The sequence below is a fragment of the Bacillus sp. MUM 116 genome (assembly GCF_001866655.1).
In the GTDB taxonomy this organism is placed as follows: Bacteria; Bacillota; Bacilli; order Bacillales; family Cytobacillaceae; genus Neobacillus.
Window position 1 is genome coordinate 1 of the sequence record NZ_MLYR01000088.1, and the last position, 18,190, is coordinate 18,190.

Annotated in this window: 16 protein-coding genes; 13 read left to right on the forward strand and 3 right to left on the reverse strand. The window is 39.7% G+C overall.

The features are described from left to right. Positions 1-199: 199 nt before the first annotated feature. Positions 200-1,486 carry a DUF4309 domain-containing protein gene (locus BIV60_RS20725; RefSeq protein WP_071357621.1) on the reverse strand — a complete coding sequence of 429 codons (1,287 nt, stop codon included), beginning with the start codon at positions 1,484-1,486 and terminating at the stop codon, positions 200-202. A gap of 149 nt (positions 1,487-1,635) precedes the next feature. Between BIV60_RS20725 and BIV60_RS20730 the strand changes: the two genes are divergently transcribed. From BIV60_RS20730 to BIV60_RS20745, 4 genes are all read left to right on the forward strand, one after another. After that, on the forward strand, positions 1,636-2,301 hold the full coding sequence (locus BIV60_RS20730; protein ID WP_071357622.1) for a YfjL-like protein: 666 nt from the start codon (positions 1,636-1,638) through the stop codon (positions 2,299-2,301). 283 nt (positions 2,302-2,584) lie between these two features. Further along, entirely contained in the window at positions 2,585-3,475 is an 891-nt protein-coding gene (locus BIV60_RS20735; RefSeq protein ID WP_071357623.1) for an alpha/beta hydrolase, read from the forward strand. A gap of 110 nt (positions 3,476-3,585) precedes the next feature. Continuing rightward, positions 3,586-3,993 carry a hypothetical protein gene (locus BIV60_RS20740; protein WP_071357624.1) on the forward strand — a complete coding sequence of 136 codons (408 nt, stop codon included), beginning with the start codon at positions 3,586-3,588 and terminating at the stop codon, positions 3,991-3,993. A 109-nt stretch (positions 3,994-4,102) separates the two neighbouring features. Next, positions 4,103-4,927, forward strand: coding sequence for a hypothetical protein (locus tag BIV60_RS20745; protein ID WP_256218482.1), 825 nt, complete (start codon positions 4,103-4,105; stop codon positions 4,925-4,927). Positions 4,928-5,004: 77 nt separating this feature from the next. On the opposite strand, the gene BIV60_RS20750 is transcribed toward BIV60_RS20745, so the two are convergent. After that, entirely contained in the window at positions 5,005-7,089 is a 2,085-nt protein-coding gene (locus BIV60_RS20750) for a metallophosphoesterase family protein (RefSeq protein WP_256218483.1), read from the reverse strand. 272 nt (positions 7,090-7,361) lie between these two features. On the opposite strand from BIV60_RS20750, the gene BIV60_RS20755 reads away from it, so the two are divergent. From BIV60_RS20755 to BIV60_RS20775, 5 genes are all read left to right on the forward strand, one after another. Next, positions 7,362-8,384, forward strand: coding sequence for a Bug family tripartite tricarboxylate transporter substrate binding protein (locus tag BIV60_RS20755; RefSeq protein ID WP_371261571.1), 1,023 nt, complete (start codon positions 7,362-7,364; stop codon positions 8,382-8,384). A gap of 67 nt (positions 8,385-8,451) precedes the next feature. Continuing rightward, positions 8,452-8,910, forward strand: coding sequence for a tripartite tricarboxylate transporter TctB family protein (locus tag BIV60_RS20760; protein ID WP_071357627.1), 459 nt, complete (start codon positions 8,452-8,454; stop codon positions 8,908-8,910). 21 nt (positions 8,911-8,931) lie between these two features. Next, complete coding sequence (locus tag BIV60_RS20765; RefSeq protein WP_071357628.1) at positions 8,932-10,458, forward strand: tripartite tricarboxylate transporter permease; 1,527 nt, start codon at positions 8,932-8,934, stop codon at positions 10,456-10,458. 82 nt (positions 10,459-10,540) lie between these two features. Further along, a complete protein-coding gene (locus BIV60_RS20770; RefSeq protein ID WP_071357629.1) occupies positions 10,541-12,166 on the forward strand; it encodes an ATP-binding protein in 1,626 nt (541 codons plus the stop codon). After that, a complete protein-coding gene (locus BIV60_RS20775; protein ID WP_071357630.1) occupies positions 12,132-12,839 on the forward strand; it encodes a response regulator in 708 nt (235 codons plus the stop codon). Before BIV60_RS20770 ends, BIV60_RS20775 begins: the two co-directional genes overlap by 35 nt. A 172-nt stretch (positions 12,840-13,011) precedes the next feature. Here BIV60_RS20775 and BIV60_RS20780 read toward each other — a convergent pair whose 3' ends face one another. Beyond that, complete coding sequence (locus BIV60_RS20780; protein WP_071357631.1) at positions 13,012-14,322, reverse strand: alkaline phosphatase family protein; 1,311 nt, start codon at positions 14,320-14,322, stop codon at positions 13,012-13,014. A 124-nt stretch (positions 14,323-14,446) separates the two neighbouring features. On the opposite strand from BIV60_RS20780, the gene BIV60_RS20785 reads away from it, so the two are divergent. The 4 genes from BIV60_RS20785 (at position 14,447) to BIV60_RS20800 (ending at position 18,175) form a co-directional block, all read left to right on the forward strand. Continuing rightward, a complete protein-coding gene (locus BIV60_RS20785) occupies positions 14,447-15,403 on the forward strand; it encodes a carbohydrate kinase family protein (RefSeq protein ID WP_256218484.1) in 957 nt (318 codons plus the stop codon). 81 nt (positions 15,404-15,484) lie between these two features. After that, positions 15,485-15,928: an OsmC family protein gene (locus BIV60_RS20790; protein WP_071357632.1), complete on the forward strand. Its 444-nt coding sequence runs from the start codon at positions 15,485-15,487 to the stop codon at positions 15,926-15,928. A 176-nt stretch (positions 15,929-16,104) separates the two neighbouring features. Beyond that, positions 16,105-17,133 (forward strand): ATP-grasp domain-containing protein, encoded by a 1,029-nt coding sequence (locus BIV60_RS20795; RefSeq protein WP_071357633.1) that lies wholly within the window; start codon positions 16,105-16,107, stop codon positions 17,131-17,133. A 283-nt stretch (positions 17,134-17,416) separates the two neighbouring features. Then, complete coding sequence (locus BIV60_RS20800; RefSeq protein WP_071357634.1) at positions 17,417-18,175, forward strand: FadR/GntR family transcriptional regulator; 759 nt, start codon at positions 17,417-17,419, stop codon at positions 18,173-18,175. Positions 18,176-18,190 lie beyond the last annotated feature (15 nt).

The following is an 18,190-nucleotide window of genomic DNA, read 5'->3' on the forward strand; positions in this document are numbered from 1 at the left end:
GCATCTTTTCGTAAGAACATTTGCGAAAATTGCCTAGAAATTTAGTTAATGACCCTTATTAAGGTCCAAAAGCAACAAAGATTACGAAAAGAGCCTTACCAAAAGGAATTAAAAAAGATGACCCCTGTTCAATGTCAGAGACCATCTCCTTTAATCTGCCAAAACTCTGGTACACTTTGCTCATGGATAGACTGTTTTTTTATTTATAGGCCCTTTGCTGAAGTAAGGTTTGGAGGTCGACGATATCAAAACCTTGCCGCTTTAGTTCCTTGATGATGTGTGGCAAAGCTTTAGCTGTTTGTACTTTATCCTCATTCGAGTGCATGAGAATGATGTCACCATTTCTGATATTTTTCAAAACATTGTTTTCAATATTGCTGACTTCCATCTGTGACCAATCTAATGTGTCAATCGACCAGAGGATGATTTTATAACCGTTTTGGGTTGCAGTGTTGATAACGGTGTTATTAACTGCACCATATGGCGGGCGTAAAAGGGCAGGTCTTTTTCCGATTACATCATAAATGGCCTCTTCGGTTTGAGTCAAATCACTATTTACATCAGCTGCCGTTCGTTTGCTTAAATCATGGTGGTAGTAGCTATGGCTGAGGACAAGATTTCCATTGGTATAGGCTTTTTTAACAACCTCGGGATACTTTTTTACCTTTTCCCCAATAAAAAAGAAATTTCCCTTCACATGTTCGTGAGCCAGTGTTTCAATGATGCTTGGTGTATTCAGAGTATCCGGACCATCGTCAAATGTTAAAGCAACCCTTTTTTGGTTAGGACCATTAAGGAATACATCATTCGGGTGATTTTTTATAACGGACATCATTTCATTGCGCCAGCTCTGCATATTTTGCCAGGCAGTTTTTGATAGATTATTTGAACCCCCTTTTATTGGCAGGATGTAAGGGGCAGTGGTTATTTCGAAATCACTTGGACTTAAAACGGAAATATGGTCGACTGTTCCGGTTTTCTCTGGAATGACGAACCGCAGCTCGAATTGTTTGGTGATTTTGTAGCCGTAAATTTGGTCGTTCTGGTTTGTTCGATGGTAATCAGGTTTACCCAGCGTTTTTTTGATTTGTGAAAAGGTCAGCAAATGAAGCTGTTCGTCGTAAGAACGGATATCTACCAATATATTTTTGGCGTTATATCCAAAAACGGTGTGTTTTGCTGGATAATTTGCATAGAATAGAGATCCTGCCTGGTCAGTATTTACGGCGGTGCCCCATTGGTTTTGGACATCTGTTATTTTATTAAAGTGAGCGGCGAAATTACTGGTGGAAACCTTACCGCTTTTGGCTAGATCTACTATTTTCATTGGCGATGGACGTGGCTCAGTTCGAACAGGAGTGTTTTTTTGCTGGTCTTCCATATTCTTCTCTGAATGCTCTTTAATAGCCTTTGAGGGTTCTTTTTGAAAAAGACCGCAGGCGGAAAGGGTAGTTAGGCATAAAATAATAAGAAGAATTTTTTTCATAAATGCCTCCTTTGATCGAAGATTCTTTTCTTTATATTTTACGTTTAAATCTTGTTACAAAAAAGATAATTTTTCTAAAAAAGTAAGAAGGAATAATAGGTTTTTGGATTGAATAAAAATATTATAAATATTTTGAAATTATAGGGGTGGTGCATATAAGATTCAGCAAGGTTCTCTTATGGATCATTTCTTTCCTCATTGTCATTCTTAGCCTTTTTGTCTATGCCGGGTTTAATGGAACACCTTGGGAAAAGCACCGCCAAATACAGAATATGGACAGCTATTTGAGCAAAAAATATCATACTGATTTTATAATGAAAAAAATTGATTATAATTTTTTAAGTGAGACTTATCAGGTCTATTCCTATCCGAAGGGTCATCCAGAATTGGTTTTTATGGTGGAACAGGATGCGGACGCTTCCGCCGGCTATTCAGATACGTTTCCAAAAGTTTTTTGGGAAAGTGAGTTATCAAACCATTTAAAGAAAACAATTAAGGGATTGTTTCCACGCTTGGATGATACAACTTTTACCGCAAAACAAATTGATGAAAGAGGGGAATATTTTGGTCCCCATATTCCGACCTATAAAGAAATTCATGAGTCTCAGCTTGCCTGTTCAATTACGATTTTTATTAAATCAAAATGGGAAAAAGTGAAACAAGCCGCTGAAATTGAAAAAATGAAACGGCTAAGTCATTTTTTAGAGTCGGTTCATTTTCCTGTTCTCGTTCAGATCACCTATTATGAAAAGGAACGGAATCAAAACGATAAGGTGTTTTTTATAACTGAGGAAGGCAGGATTGTAGATAAATAGATGGTTGAAGCATGCTACTTTTTTGTGGTGTGCTTTTTTTCATGAGATAAAATGGTATAAAATTTGGTTTCGTGAATTGTCCAGCGCAAGCGTCCTGCCCCTCGAGGTCACAAGCCAATCCGTCCAAAAGGTTAAAGAACAACCTTTCGGCCGGCTTGTCTTGTGCTATGCCTGAGGCTAATCAAGGCGCTTGCGCTTTTCTTTGAGGGGTTGGGGATTTTAAGAAAAGTCCGGTATGGGCAAAATGAGAGGAAGTACTTGTTTTGTTATTGAGGAGAGAAAAATGAGTAGTTTGCGGAGTCTTATATTAAAAAAAATCATGAATAAAGTGATTATAAGCACGGTAGGAACAAGCCTTGAAGAAAAGCGTAGAACAATGGATCGGACTTCATTAATGTGGACAAGGGTTCCGAAAAACTGTAATGTGGAAAAGGTTGATATAGAGGGAATCAAAGCGGAATGGCTCACGAATAAGCATGTAACGGGGGAAAGGGTGCTGCTCTATTTTCACGGCGGGGCCTATACATATGGTTCAGCGGATTCACATCGTGCATTAGCTGGGAAAATTGGAAAGGTAACGGGTGTGAAAGTTCTTCTGCCTGAATATAGGCTGGTTCCGGAGAATCCTTACCCTGCAGCCATTGAGGATGCGGTAAAGGTATATAAATGGCTGTTAAAGAAGGGATTTGATTCGAAGAATATTATCGTGGCAGGAGATTCTGCTGGCGGGGGACTTAGCATTGCATTGGCACTTGTATTAAGGGAGGAAGGGGTAGGATGCCCGGCATCGATTATTTGCCTTTCACCTTGGGTGGATTTGACTAGCAGTGGAGAAAGTTATACGAAGAAGGTAAAGGAAGACCCGCTGTTTACACCACATGGAATAAAAAAAGCTGCGCAAATTTATGCAGGGGATGAACCATTAACAAGCCCGTTCATCTCACCTGTATTTGCAGATTTAACAGGTCTTCCACCCCTGTTTATTCAAGTTGGAAGTGAGGAACTATTACTTAGTGATGCTAAAATGCTCGCAGAACAGGCAAGAAGATATAATGTTCCGGTGAACTTTAAAGTGTGGCAGGGTATGTGGCATGTCTGGCAGCTAACAGGAGACCTCCTACCCGAAGCCAAAAAAGCCATAAAAGAAATAGGAGACTTTGTGAAAGGGCGGTGACAAAGGTCAGTGACAGGCACCGTTCGTGGACTTTTTGATTGTTTTGTCTGTGTGGGGTGGACGGTAGTGGGTTTTAACGGAAATTTTGTGTGGAATTGAGGCATTTGGACATGAATTGGGTTACTTTTTTGATAAGAACACAGGTGATGGCGATAACACTCGCAGTGTTAAGGATTATCTATCTGAATGTGTTAGCTTTTTTTGATCAACCGGAGAGGGCGCTTCAGTATATTAATTGGTATGTGTATGGATTGGCGATTCTTGTTGGAATTTTAGCTTTCTTTTTGACTAGATATTTTATTGGCAGGAGTTGGCTTGCAGTCTTGCTTGTACTTTTTTCATATCTAATCATCTATCAGCCGATTTTGCTTAGCATGCAAGAAGCACTTTTAGGGAACACAACCGGTTATTATGGAATTATAAATTTTTTAGCCATATCAACAGGACTCATCTATTTGGTCATCACCGCATTTGGCATGGTTTTGGGCTTTTGGTTTGGAACGGTTAACCGGGATTGATTTTGCAGTGAAAAGAAGGGGAGTTAGGTTCATTCAAATCTTAAATGTTTTTCCTTGAACATGATATAATTTACATACTTATGTTGATGAAGGAAGTGGAAGGATGGTCATGAAGCGTCCGCAAATGGAGCAATCAGAATTAACACATTATATTCAGCCTAAAGGGGATTTTGAAACCTTCCGTGATGAGGAGCATTTTAAGGAAAAGCTCCGGGAGTGGGGGTTATCTGCCTCCAAGGAAGAGTTTTGGTATAAGGAACGGAATTATCAACGGCTCATTTCAATCAAAGGATATGAAGTCTATGGCCGTGACAATGATCAAAATACGCTTATCATTGAGTTTCAGGATGGAAACGTAAGCTGTATTCATCCGGCGTATTTAAAGGAAATGCAGGCAGCTAGTTTCGGGAAAGAAAGTATGTTTACAGTGGATGAGAAAGAAGGCGAAAAACTAGATTCGCAAACAGACAATTCCAATGTCGAGAAACTTACGGGAACTGAAAGCATTGATAAAGGTGAATCAGCCGTTAAGGATGTTGTGGCTTCTGAACCTAAAAAAGCGAAGGAGCCAAAGAAGCCGAAAAAAGAGAAAGCTAAGAAGTTGGATCTCCCTGCCGATAAGGTTCATTTCACAGCCACGGTCAAACAGTTTGCGATGACGTATAATGCATTTACCGAAGAAAATGATGAAGTGGTTGTTTTAGAGAATGTAACCATCATCCAGGAGCCGCCGATTGAACTCGAATTTGCCTGGTGCAGCCATAGTAAAACCCTGAAAAAATTTGAACTTGCCCCAGGGGACAAGCTTGAATTCGATGGTAAAGCGGCGGCAAAAAAATTGTCGAAGGGAAAAGACGTTGAAGAAGAGTTCTTGGTGGATGTTGCCGTGCTTTATAAAATCAATAATCCTTCTAAAATCGTTAAGGTGGAATAGAATGGTAAAAGAGCCCAAGGCACCATATGATTTCCGCATGGTGCCTTGGGCTTTGGATAATATAATACATCGTTTTTTTATTCTTTTTGATAGGTTTCAAGGCTGTTTTTCATTTCAACAGGAGTGATGGTTAAGAGACCTATATTATTTTTTGTTTCAATTATTGATTCTTTTTTTAGGATTTGGTACATAAGTTCGTCCTTCCAGATAAAATGATTTGATTTTGTGTCACCTTTTTCTTTTACACGGCGGATGTAAAAGGAGGGAGTACAAATTCGGTTAATCATTTTATTTTTCCTGCTGAGGGAGTTCATCCCAATCACCAATTTCATTATCAATCCCCAAATTCCGGAAAAACTCATATTTTTAAACGGACTGCTAGTAAATTGTTTTACCTCTAATTTTAGCCCGCTTGCAAATGTAACAGTTGAAAATACGGAAGAGGCATAATGAACATCACCGGATAAAATAATACAAGGACTTGGATTCCACTCTGCTGCAAGAAGAAGAAATTCGGTAAATCCCTTACCGTTGTATTTCCATGCCTCAAAATCAAAGGAGGTTTGTACTTCTAACCCTAAAACCCGAAGTGGATAGACATAGTCATGTAAAAATGATTCTATCAAGCCCATACCATAAACGGGTGTTGCTGATACAATCATTAAAGGACTTCCGCTTTTCCATCCACTGTCATAAAGACATTTTGTAACACTCACCCATCCGCTTTCATCAATTAGACTAGGGCAATTGATAGTTTCTGATATTAGATGACCAAATTTAACCGGATTGGGTTCTAAATCATAGCCTCTTTGCGTCCGGGTATCAAGAAAAAGGGCGTTTGGGTGTGTCGGGGCAACGAAATTCCAAGCTGAATAATTCCATAATAAGTTGACCCAATCTTCGTGAAATTCATAGATTTTTCCAGGTGTTTTAAAGTAAGAGTTCATAGTTAGAATAAAATCATCATGGAAGCTATCAGGATCATTTCCCCAGCCCTGAAATGCCCAATATGCACTTAAACCATTTGCGATTACATGTCTCCCTAATGGGGAACAGTGGACATTTTGTTTCCAATCGGCAGATATATTCCAATCATCGGTTATGTCATGATCATCAAAAATCATATAAGTGGGAATATTCGCTAGTAAACGCCGCACCCTCCATAATGTATGCTGAAAGGAAATTAATGCTTCTTGTTGATCTTCGAACCGGTTGCGAAGTTGGGTTTCTTCGGTTCGATGCTTTTTTAAAAATGGATCTTCGTTTGGAAAGACAAAATAAAGATGATTTTCTTCAAGGGCATTCTCAAATGATTCAAACAGATTGTTTTCTTGTGCCACTTCCCATAGAACTGGACTCCAAGATAAGAGGTACATAGCGGCAAATTCACCAAGTTTCATTAAATGGTTCTGTGCATGTGAGGAAGTAAATTGACAGAAGTTTTCCATGATAAATTGCCTGCAGTTAATTTGATGAAGGGCAGTATGATAGGGTGGATTACTTAGTTGAGGGACAAGTTCATGTAACTGCTCATCCTGGCCGATTAATGATTTTCCTAATGTTGAAAGAACTCGGATAAGAGGGTCTGCCACATCGTCCGCATAAATTTGATCACCCATTAAAAAGAGTGCATGGGGACGGTTTTTTAAATGATTATATTCTTTTTCAAGGATGTGATCTCCATTCGTTAAGGTATCATCACCCTTTCCATGTGGTTTGCGGCACGATCCATAAATAATTCTTGATTGGTCTGCTGTGTTTGCGATTTGAAAGGTTGGATATTTTAGTTCCCCATAAATGAGTGAGTTGGAATGTTCCATAGACAGAAGCCCGAGACTTTCTAAATCATGCAAATCCGAATCCAGTTTAAAAAAGAGATTATACCCTAAAAGTGTGCCCACAGGAAATTCTTTCTCGTTACATGGAGTTATATTTATTAAATGGATATAAAGCTGGTCACCCAGCTTAATAGTATTTGAGTCATTTTGGATTACTAATGGTTGGTAATAAAAGGAGTGGGGATCTTCCTTCATTGTTATTTTGTAAAGCTTTGCTTGAATTTCACAATTATGGCTTGTTGCAATCCAAATTGTAATGCGAGTAGGCTCCGTTCTACGAAGCATAGGTCCGGAAAGAAGCAGAGGAAAATTAATCCTATTCATCGTTCCACCTCGTCTCTTCAATTGATTCCTACCATTATATTCGAAGCAAACGAGCTTGGTGACAGCTCATATGTGAATTATTGAACATAGTGACAGGCACTGCCTGTGGACTTTAGAGTGGTTTTGTCCGTATGGGGTGGATATTCGATTTCTCCGTGAACTTTATGAACAAAATAGCGATAATGTTTTTTATGCTATTTAACTGTATAAACTATAAATTTATCTGAAATTTTATAAAATTAAGTAAACGGTTACAAGGGGGAAATGAAATGATAAAACTAAAGAGAATTTCAGCAGTTATGGTTGCAGGAGCTTTGGCGCTCAGCCTTGGGGCATGCAGCAGCAAAGAAACAGCTAGCAGTAGTAAAAAAGAAGGTACAGGCTATCCAACTAAAGCGATTACTGTTGTCGCTCCATCAGGGGCTGGTGGCGGATGGGATTTAACAGCCCGCTCGTTTACAAAAGTCATCAGCGAGACAAAGCTAGTCAATCAGCCATTAACGGTTGAGAATAAGCCGGGAGGCGGGGGAGCCGTATTTATGGCGGAATACGCCACGCAGCAAGCTGCAAACAATGATATGTTGTTTGTTAACTCACCACCGATTATCATCAACAACTTGAAAAAAGAAGGAAACAGCCCTTATGGTTATAAGAACACAACGCCGCTTGCACAGCTTACAAAAGATTACGGAGCCATTGTAGTGAAAGCAGATTCAAAATATAAAGATTTAAAATCCGTGTTGGAAGATGTTAAAAAGAATCCTAGCAAATTAACATTTGCTGGCGGTTCCGCACCAGGTTCAATGGACCACCTAATCTCCATCCTGCCAGCATATAAATATGGCGTAGATCCTACTAAAATCAAATACGTATCCTATGATGGCGGCGGCGAAGCTATCACGGCATTACTTGGAGGAAACGCTGATGTAATCGGAACCGATGCTTCCAGTGTCAAGGAGTTTTTAAAAGCTGGAAAAATTCGCGTTCTTGCCGTAACGGCAGCAGACCGTTTATCTGGTGAATTCAAGGATGTTCCAACCGCTAAGGAACAAGGCGTAGATGCAGAATTTACGATTTGGCGCGGTGTGTTTGGCCCTGAAAAAATGTCTAGTGAAGCAAAGGCTTACTGGGAAAAAACAATTGATAAACAAGTAAACTCTACTGAATGGAAAACCGAAGTAGAAACACAAGGATGGGAATTAGAGTACAAAAACAGTGCAGACTTCAAGAAATTCTTAGAGGAGCAGGAACAACAGATTCAACAATTACTAGAAGCATTAGGCATGCAGAAATAGTTAAAAAAAGGGGAAGGGGAGCCAGCTTCTTCTTCCCGCTTATTTTTAAGGAAAGGGGCTCGATAAAATGGATATCAAATTCGACCGCATTGCTGCTGTTTTATTTTTAGTTGTGGGCGTGCTGTTTATTGTAGGCAGTAAGCATATTGCAAGCTCTGCCTATGGGAGTGTCGTCGGACCGGATATTTTCCCGTTTATTCTCGGAATTGCACTTGCATTATTAAGTATCCGGTTATTTTTTGAAACATTACGCAACCAGAGTTACAAATTCGGGAAAAAAGAAAAACTGGATTACAAGCCGTTTTTAATTATCTTTGTTGCCACTTTACTATATATATTATTGCTTGAAACGCTTGGTTATGTGATTACAACGTTTGTTTTCTTATTTGTTTGTTTTCAAGCTATGGAACGTGGGAAAATCATTAAATCTTTATTAATCTCAGCCTGTTTTTCGGGAATAGTTTATTTTATTTTCGTAGAAGTACTTAAAGGAACACTGCCGGGATGGCCGGTGTGGTTTTCATGACTATAGAAAGGAGGCTTCTGAATGGGAACGATTGATTATTTATTTCACGGATTTGGAACCGCATTTATTTGGTATAATTTACTTTTCGCCTTTGTAGGTGTATTAATTGGGACGGCTGTAGGCGTTTTACCTGGAATTGGCCCGATGAGTGGAGTCGCCCTTCTCATCCCTGTCACAGCTTCCGTTACAGGCGGCCTTCCGCCGGAACAGGCAGCAACTAGCGCAATCATCCTCTTAGCTGGAGTCTATTACGGAGCGATGTATGGAGGCTCCACAACTTCGATTCTATTAAATACACCGGGGGAGTCCTCATCGGTTGTGACAACGCTAGACGGCTATCAAATGGCAAAAAAGGGACGCGCCGGAAGTGCCTTGTCGATTGCCGCAATTGGATCTTTTGTGGCCGGGATTGTTACCTTGATTGCCTTGATTGCCCTGGCGAAGCCTTTATCAACCATTGCACTAAAATTTGGTCCGGCAGAATATTTTTCACTAATGCTTTTAGGCTTAATGGCAGTTAGCGGATTAGCAGGAAAATCCGTTACCAAAGCCTTAATTATGACGGTTTGCGGTCTTTTATTAGGTACAATTGGAATCGACAGTGTTTCAGGAATTGCCCGCTTCACTTTTGATGTTCCATGGCTATATCAAGGAATTGAATTTTTAACAGTTGCTGTAGGTTTATTTGCTCTAGGCGAGGTATTTAAAACGATTTTGGAAAAAGAGGAAGAAGATGGAGAAATGGCACGGATTAATAATATGCTGCCATCGAAACAAGAATTTAAAGAATCGGCAGGACCGATTGCCCGCGGTTCGATTCTAGGATTCTTTGTTGGAATCCTTCCCGGTGCGGGTGCAACACTAGCCTCCTTTTTCTCATATATTCTTGAAAAAAAGATTTCAAAAAATCCTTCGAAATTTGGTACAGGAACAATTGCCGGGGTTGCTGCACCAGAATCGGCGAATAATGCTGCATCTGGGGGAGCGATGATTCCACTGCTCACTATGGGCATTCCCGGTTCAGGTACGACTGCGATTTTAATGGGAGCCCTAATGATGTATAATGTTCAACCCGGCCCATTGTTATTTGAGGATCATCCAAATGTTGCATGGGGCTTGATTGCCAGTATGTTTATCGGTAATGTTATGCTGTTAATATTGAACCTGCCACTTGTAAAAGTTTTTGCAAAAATTATTCAAACACCGAAGCAATTTTTAATCCCATTAATTATTGCCATCTCGATTTTTGGAGTCTATGCCGTTCAAGTTTCAACTTATGACCTACTATTATTGCTGGGATGTGGGCTCGTGGGATATTACCTTAGTAAAAATGATTTTCCGATTGCACCACTGGTACTGGGTCTTGTTTTAGGACCAATGATTGAAAATAACCTTCGCAGAGCTTTAACGATTTCAAACGGGGATTATAGTGTATTCTTCACTCGTCCGATATCACTCGCTTTCCTTATAATTGCTTTTTTATGGCTTGTAATTCCGGCATTAATAAAGATGAGAGGAAAACAAGTGATTATTAACGTTGAGGGTTGAAGATTTAAAAATTTCAGAATAGAACAAAAAACTCCTTTTTTTAAGGAGTTTTTTTTTATAAGATTAGAATAGAGGTGTTTGCATGCGTTTACATACAAAATTAATGTTAGGGATATCCATTCTCATTATTGGCCTTGGCATTATTTTGGAAATTACTTTTAAAAATATCATGGAGACCAAGCTAAAGATTGAAATGGGGGAACAAGCTCTGTCGGTTGCCCAATCGATTTCAAATATGCCGACGATAAAAGAGGCCTTCGCTTCTCCAGATCCAGCTAGCATTATTCAGCCAATCGCGGAAACAATCCGAAAACAGATGGATGCAGAATTTATAGTCATTGGGAATCGAAATGGAGTTCGATACTCCCATCCGAACCCGGACCGTCTTGGACAAAAGATGGTTGGTGGAGATAATGACGAAGTTTTCAAAGGAAAATCGGTCATATCTGAATCCACCGGGACATTAGGGCCATCATTACGAGGTAAGGCACCGATTTTTAGCAATGGAAAAGTGATTGGTGTTGTTTCTGTTGGCTATCTGCAGAAAGATATACAAGATGATGTTGTAAAAATTCAGCGGAAAATCTTTGTGGCGACTTTGATTGTTTTAATAGGAGGGTTATTAGCAGCGCTATTAATCTCCTTAAATATAAAACGGGCAATCTTTGGGCTTGAGCCACAAGAAATTGCCTGGATGTACCAGGAGAAACATGCGATCCTGGAGTCCATTCATGAAGGTCTCATAGCGATTGACACGAATGGAAGAATTACAGTCGTAAATGAGACGGCCCATAAAATTTTAAAGGAACCGAATGATGTATTACTTCGAGGGAAAAAAATAGAGGAAGTCTTGGAAAATACGCATCTATTAGAGGTTGTAAAAACAGGACAAGCCGAATATGACCAAGAAATTATCATTCATGGCGAGGTATTCTTGGCCAATCGAATTCCGATTTTTGATCGGCATCGGGAAGTAATTGGGGCGGTGGCCAGTTTTCGCAATAAGTCAGAACTTGCAAAACTTCTGCAGGAATTATCCCACGTGAAGGCATATGCAGAAGGATTACGGGCCCAGACACATGAATATTCAAACAGGCTTTATACGCTTCTCGGTTTGATTCAATTAGGATCTTATAAAGAAGCGATTGATTTTATTTCAAAAGAAGTGGATTTTGCACAAGGTTTCATCCATTTTTTGATGAAGGAAATACCGGATCCAATTATTGCGGGGTTCATATTGGGGAAGATAAGTTTGGCCAGTGAACTAAAAATTAATTTTTCAATTGACCGTGAGAGCAGTTTTCAGGATGTTCCAGAGGAAATTAGCAGGGAATCTCTGGTGACAATCATTGGAAATCTGGTCAATAATGCGTTTGAAGAGGTACGTGACAATGGGAAGGAAGAAAAAAACGTTACCTTGTTTTTAACCGACCTTGGGAAGGAATTGATTATCGAGGTTGAGGATAATGGAAACGGTATTTCTTTGGCTAATCAGGAGCGGATTTTTCAAGCAGGCTTTACAACAAAGAATTCAGGGAGCAATGCCGGGATTGGGCTAAGGTTAGTCCAAAAGGCAATAAACGATTTAGATGGATATATAACCCTTTCATCCGAAGAAAGGGAGGGGACGATTTTTACGGTAGCGATACCGAAAAGCAGGGGGTGTCTGATTGATGAAGAACCGCGATATCGAAGTGTTAATTATTGAGGATGATTTACGGATTGCGGAAATTCAAAAACGCTTTATCGAAAAAATAGAGGGGTTCCAAACAGTGGGAATCGCTGCAAGTTATGAGGAAGCGAAAACCTTTATCGAACTTTTGCAGCCCGACCTCCTATTACTGGATGTCTATTTTCCGGATATGAATGGGCTTGATTTGCTGAAAGAGACAAAGCAGCAAGACAAGCAAATGGATGTCATCATGATTACCGCTACAAAAGAGATTCAGAAGGTGCAAGAAGCCATTAGTATTGGCGTTTTCGATTACATGATTAAACCGGTTGTTTTTGAGCGATTCAAACAATCATTGGTACGATATCAAGAGTATCATCGAAAGCTGGTGGAGTTTCAGGATGAGAATCTCCATCTCACCCAGCAGCAGGTGGACAAACTTCTAAGGAAAGAAGTAAGCGGGACGGGACCAGCAAATGATAAAACCTATTTGCCAAAAGGAATTGACCCGCTGACACTGGAAAAAGTACTAGTTTTTCTTGGGAGGGTAAATACCGGTCTAACCGCCGAAATGGTAGCCAAGGAAATCGGTGTCAGCAGAACCACGGCCAGACGCTATCTTGAGCACCTCATGTCCGAAGAAAAAATCGCTGCAAACCTGGCATATGGAACTGTGGGGCGGCCCGAACGCGTTTACATCGTAAAATAGATACGGTGCCTGACACCAAAGAAAGACATTTTTATGATTTTGTCCGTGTAGAGAGGACGCTATTAGTATTTTGAATGAAAACAGGGCTTCGACTCATATGTTGAAGTCCGTTTTGGTTTAGCTTTTTTCTTGCTTTGATAAACGACTCATTTTTATTCCCCCTCGGGCGGTATTAATCATCCTCCAAGATTTCCTTTATCACTCTCCCATCGGTTTTCCCTAAATCGATACCAAGTAAGCGAGCAAATGTAGGGCCTTCGTCTACAAGACGGGCGGAAGGAATGATAGCATGCCTAATTCCTTTTCCAGCAGCCATAAAAATCGTGGTATAATCGTTTTTTTCAGGAGAATATCCATGTGTGGCCAACGTGTATTTTTTATCAATGGTTACATCCTGTTGCGTCACGGTTTTTATATATTCGCCTTGAAAATCTTCCAAAAAGTAATATCCTTTTTTTGCTTCTACCATAAATGCACAAGTTCCGTCTGCACCTTTTGCCCTAGCTTCATCGCCAGTGATAATGGATTCAATCCCTGAGTCATCATCTAGAATCAATGAGTCCAAAAGCCGTCTAACCACGTCTAGTACTTCTGAATCATGTTTGTTTTTTACATAAATATATGCGGAGCCATCACAACTTTTACAATAAGCCCGCCAATTATTTATTTTTCCATTTGGACCGGCGGAAATAAGATTTTGCTGCTGCAAAAGGAAATTCAGATGGATTGCTTTATTTTCATCTAAAGCACTATGGTCACCTAATATGGCAATAGTTGAGTTTTCATAGATAGAAGCTTCCTTCAAAGCAGCGATAATCCGGCCAAGCCGTTCATGATGACGATAGATAGCTGCAATGGCCTCATTGGAAGAAAATCCATGATAATGCCGCTGTGTATCTAAATCGGTAAAGTGAACAAGCAAAAGATGGGGTTTCTTTGTTTTAATAGTATAAACAGTCGATTCAAGAACAAATTCGTCCAATTGCGGCTGCTTTAAGCCGTTTCGAATATGGCCAAAACGTTTATTCAACTCCCATTGATACCTGGGACTGCCGCTTAAAAGGGATCGCAAAATTTGATTTTGCCAAGGCCGGTTCGTCCAAATTTCCGGCATATTATAATCGATATTTGCCTTTCCTGTTACCGGCCATAACAAGGCAGCAGTTGTCATATTTGCTTTTTTTGCTTCATCATAAAGGGTAGTGCCTTGAATGGAATGGCGATACCAGTGCCAATCGGGAGAGAGACGCCCAGGCTGGAAAAGAGTATTATTAATCACGCCGTGTCGCCCTGGAAAGTTTCCTGTTACAATGGTTGTATGACAGGGATAGGTAATCGAAGGATAGATCGTTTCAACTTTTTCGACGAGTGCCCCATTCTGAAGAATTGTTTGAAAGTGGGGTAAAGTCCTGAGGATTGGAAAATCTAATGCGGATAAACAATCGAATGAAATGACGATTAAATGATCGGTGAGACGATTCAAAATATAGCCCCCCAAATAAGATATTTCAAGTATTTTTTTTATTGTACAATAGTAAAAAAAATAGTTATTTTCTTATGAATAATTTTATAATAATTTGAATTTTATGTGAATAGGTGAAAGGATTGTGGCAATCATTTTGAAAAAGCAAGGTGTCATTTCGTTTGGTGAAGTAATAATTGATTATATATCAGAAAATCGCAGTAATACCAAGTTTACCCAGTTGTTGGGCGGAGCTACAGTAAATGTAATTGTCGTAACGCGAAGACTTGGGCTTCCTTCCTATTATTTATGTAGATTAGGTTTGGATGAATCTAGTTTATTTGTAGAGAAGGAATTTGAGCGGGAAAAAATTAATACGGAATATTGTGATCGGACGCCTAGTAAAAAAATTTGCGGTGTTTATGTTCATTTAAATGAAAATGGAGAGCGGACTTTTCATTCTTATGTGAATCCTACACCGGATGAATGGCTGCTGGAATCTGAGCTTAAGCAGGAGTTATTTGAAAAAGCAAAAATATTTTATTTTGGTTCAGGAACGCTATTTCATGGAACGGCTAAAAAAACAACACTGAATGCATTGCAATACGCTAACGAGTTCGGCTTGTTTAGGGCATTTGATACAAATATTCGCCTAAAGCGCTGGGAGAGCGAAGAGCAATGCCGACGAACCATTCTTTCGATTTTGCCTCATGTTGATTTGGTGAAAATGGCTGAAGAGGAATTATGTTTTCTGACTGAAACCACTTCATTAGATGTTGGTCTGCAGAAACTTTCTGGACTGAAGATTCCGTTTCTATTTGTCACAAGGGGAAGTGAAGGGACATGTGCGGTTATGAAGGGGGATAAAATCTTTGTGCCTGCCGTCAAGGTAAAGGCAATTGATACTACCGGGGCAGGAGATGCGTTTATGGCCGCATTATTGGTTGGTTTTCATGAAAAGGGTAAACCGGAAAACCTGTCACAGCTTGAAAAATATACCCAGTTTGCTAATAAAATCGCAAGTCTATCAACGACGGAAATAGGGGCGTTAACTGCGCTTAAGGATCTTCAAGAAGAGGCGAAACGATTTAACGGGAATTGATTGGATTACGATAAAAATACCTTCTATGATTTGTTGGGTTTATAATATAGAAGTAGGATTAAGTTCGAGGAGGGATTGGTTATGGAAAGTTCGCGTTTTTCAGTGAATGGTTCATGGCAGGGGGATCGTAATGGTATTGGGCATATCCAAGCAGCGGGATTGGACATACAGGCTTCTGTTCCAAAGGAATTGGACGGACCGGGGATTGGCTCCAGTCCGGAAGAGTTGTTGATTGCTGCCGCAAATAATTGCTATATGATTACCTTGGCCGCAATGATTAGCAACCGTAAGATTGAAGGTGTGACTTTCGAGGTTGAATCAAAAGGTGCTGTTAATAAAATCGAAGGGAAATTGAAATTTAAACAAATCATTCATAGACCAGTTATCTACATAAGCCATGATGCTGAGGTAACTGTAGAAAAATTGGAGGAACTAGCCTTACGCGCAGAGAGAGCCTGCTTTATCTCCAATACACTAAGATGCAGCATCGAATTTTCAGTCGAGCCGAAGGTAATTGTTAACTAAAGTGACATAACTAAAGTGACAGGCACCGTTCGTGGACATAATTGATATTTGTCCATGGGTGGTGGACATTGAGGGAACCTGAGAGTTTTATTCATTTTCAAATTTATGTTTAGAAATTCTTTGTGAAGCCTATACTGGAAAAAGTCTTTTACAATACATCCAGAAAGAGGTTTCAAATGAAGATTTGGTTTAATCGCTGGTTCACAACGGTTTCTCATTATATTGATATGATTCGAGAAAATCCGGACCAGCGCAAGTTTACGATTTACGGCTCCCATTCGAATCCAGATGCTCTCTATCTGCAAAATTGTGACTTTGCATATAGAGAACCGGCTGTTTCCGGTGAAGAATATATTCAGTTTTGTCTCGACTTTTGCAAAGAGCATAAAATTGATATTTTTATTCCTCGAAAAGAAAATGTCCTAATTTCGAAAAGGCTCAAATTATTTGAGGAATTAGGGGTAAAGGTATTGGTTTGTCCGGATGCTGAATTGATGGAGATGGTGGATAATAAAGCGGTTTCCTATCAATCCATTTTGGAAAAAGCAAAAAACGGAAAACCGTTGATTTCCATTCCTGACTATTCTATCGTCAATTCGGTTGATTCTTTTAAAAATGCATATGAGCAGTTAAAGGATAAAGGACATACGGTTTGCATTAAACCCGTTATTGGAGAGGGGGCAAATGGCTTTCGGGTTATTAAAGAGCAAAATGACTCGATTGATCAGCTCTTTTATCATGGAACGGGCCGTCGCATTCCTTATCAATATGCATGTGAAATATTGGGTCAGCGAGAGATGTTTCCTGACTTAATGGTTTTGGAATATTTGGAGGGACCCGAATATAGCATTGATTGTTTGGCAACTGAAGAAAAGTTAATTGCTGCTATTCCAAGGTTAAAAAGTTCTGGTCGGGTGCGCGAGTTAGTTGAACATTTTGAACTAATCCAAATGGCTCATGATTTTCATCAAGAATTTAAATTGCCGTATTTGTTTAATATTCAGGTGAAATATAGCGGTAATGTACCGAAACTGCTGGAAATTAACCCGCGCATGAGCGGGGGAATGTATTTTAGCTGCCTTTCCGGTATTAATATGCCTTACCTTGCGATCAAAATCTTATTAGGAGAAGAAATCGAGCTAATGAAACCTAAATTTGGGATCAGGGCGAGTTATATTGAGAAGGAAATGATTCTTGAAGATTAAAAAAAATCCTGCCATGCCAATCTGTGCATGAGCAGGATTTTTTTTTTGTGTCTACCCCAAAAAGACATTTTCGATGAATTGTCCATGAACGGTGCCTGTCACCGTATGTTGTCACCGTATGTTACTGTTTGTTACTGTTTTCGCCAAAACTAGTCAAAAGACTACAAAATAACATACTAGTGTTAATATTCAGATGATAATATAATGGGTTTAAAGGTTCGACCATTAGACGTTCCAATCTTTATCTAGGACAAATGCATTATAGAGGGGAGGGGTATTTGGAGTGGATGTGGATGGCAACACCAATCAGTTTTCAAGTGTTTTTAATAAAGTTCAACCAGTAAGGGGCTTTGAGGATGTTCTCACACAAATCTATAATGCAATCTATAGCAACCAATTAAAAACCGGTGACCGCCTTCCTAGTGAACGGGAGCTTGCCAGTATGTTTGAAGTCAGCAGAACGACTATCCGTGAAGCAATAAGAGTCCTTGAGGCTGAACAGGTGGTGGAAGTTAAAAGAGGTGTTAACGGAGGCATTAGTATTATTGAGCCCAAACCCAATCAACTGGCGCGTTCTCTAGAAACATTGCTTCATTTTCGAGTGGCGACCTTTACTGAGCTTGCTGAATTCCGCACAGATTTCGAAGGAAAAACCGCTTTTTTGGCGGCACAAAGAGCGACCCCACACGAGATCAACGAAATCACACATATTGCGGAAAAATTCGAAAAGCTTATAAAAGACATCGATACCCCTTGGGAGCGGTTAATCGATCTAGACGTTTCGTTTCATGAAGCTGTGGCATATGCATCAAAAAATCAAATACATATTGCCATTATGCTGGGCATCCAAAGTGTGTTACGAAAGACAGCATTAAGTTTAGAAAGCGGCAACGACCAACATTTTCGTAAACAACAGGGAATTGAATTAATGGAAATCGCACAGGCCATTCAAAACCGCGATTCCGACAAAGCCAAAAGAATAATGGCCGAACATGTTGAAGGTAATATTACTTCGAAAATGAATCAAAATTCTACAGATTAGACATCATGGTCAATC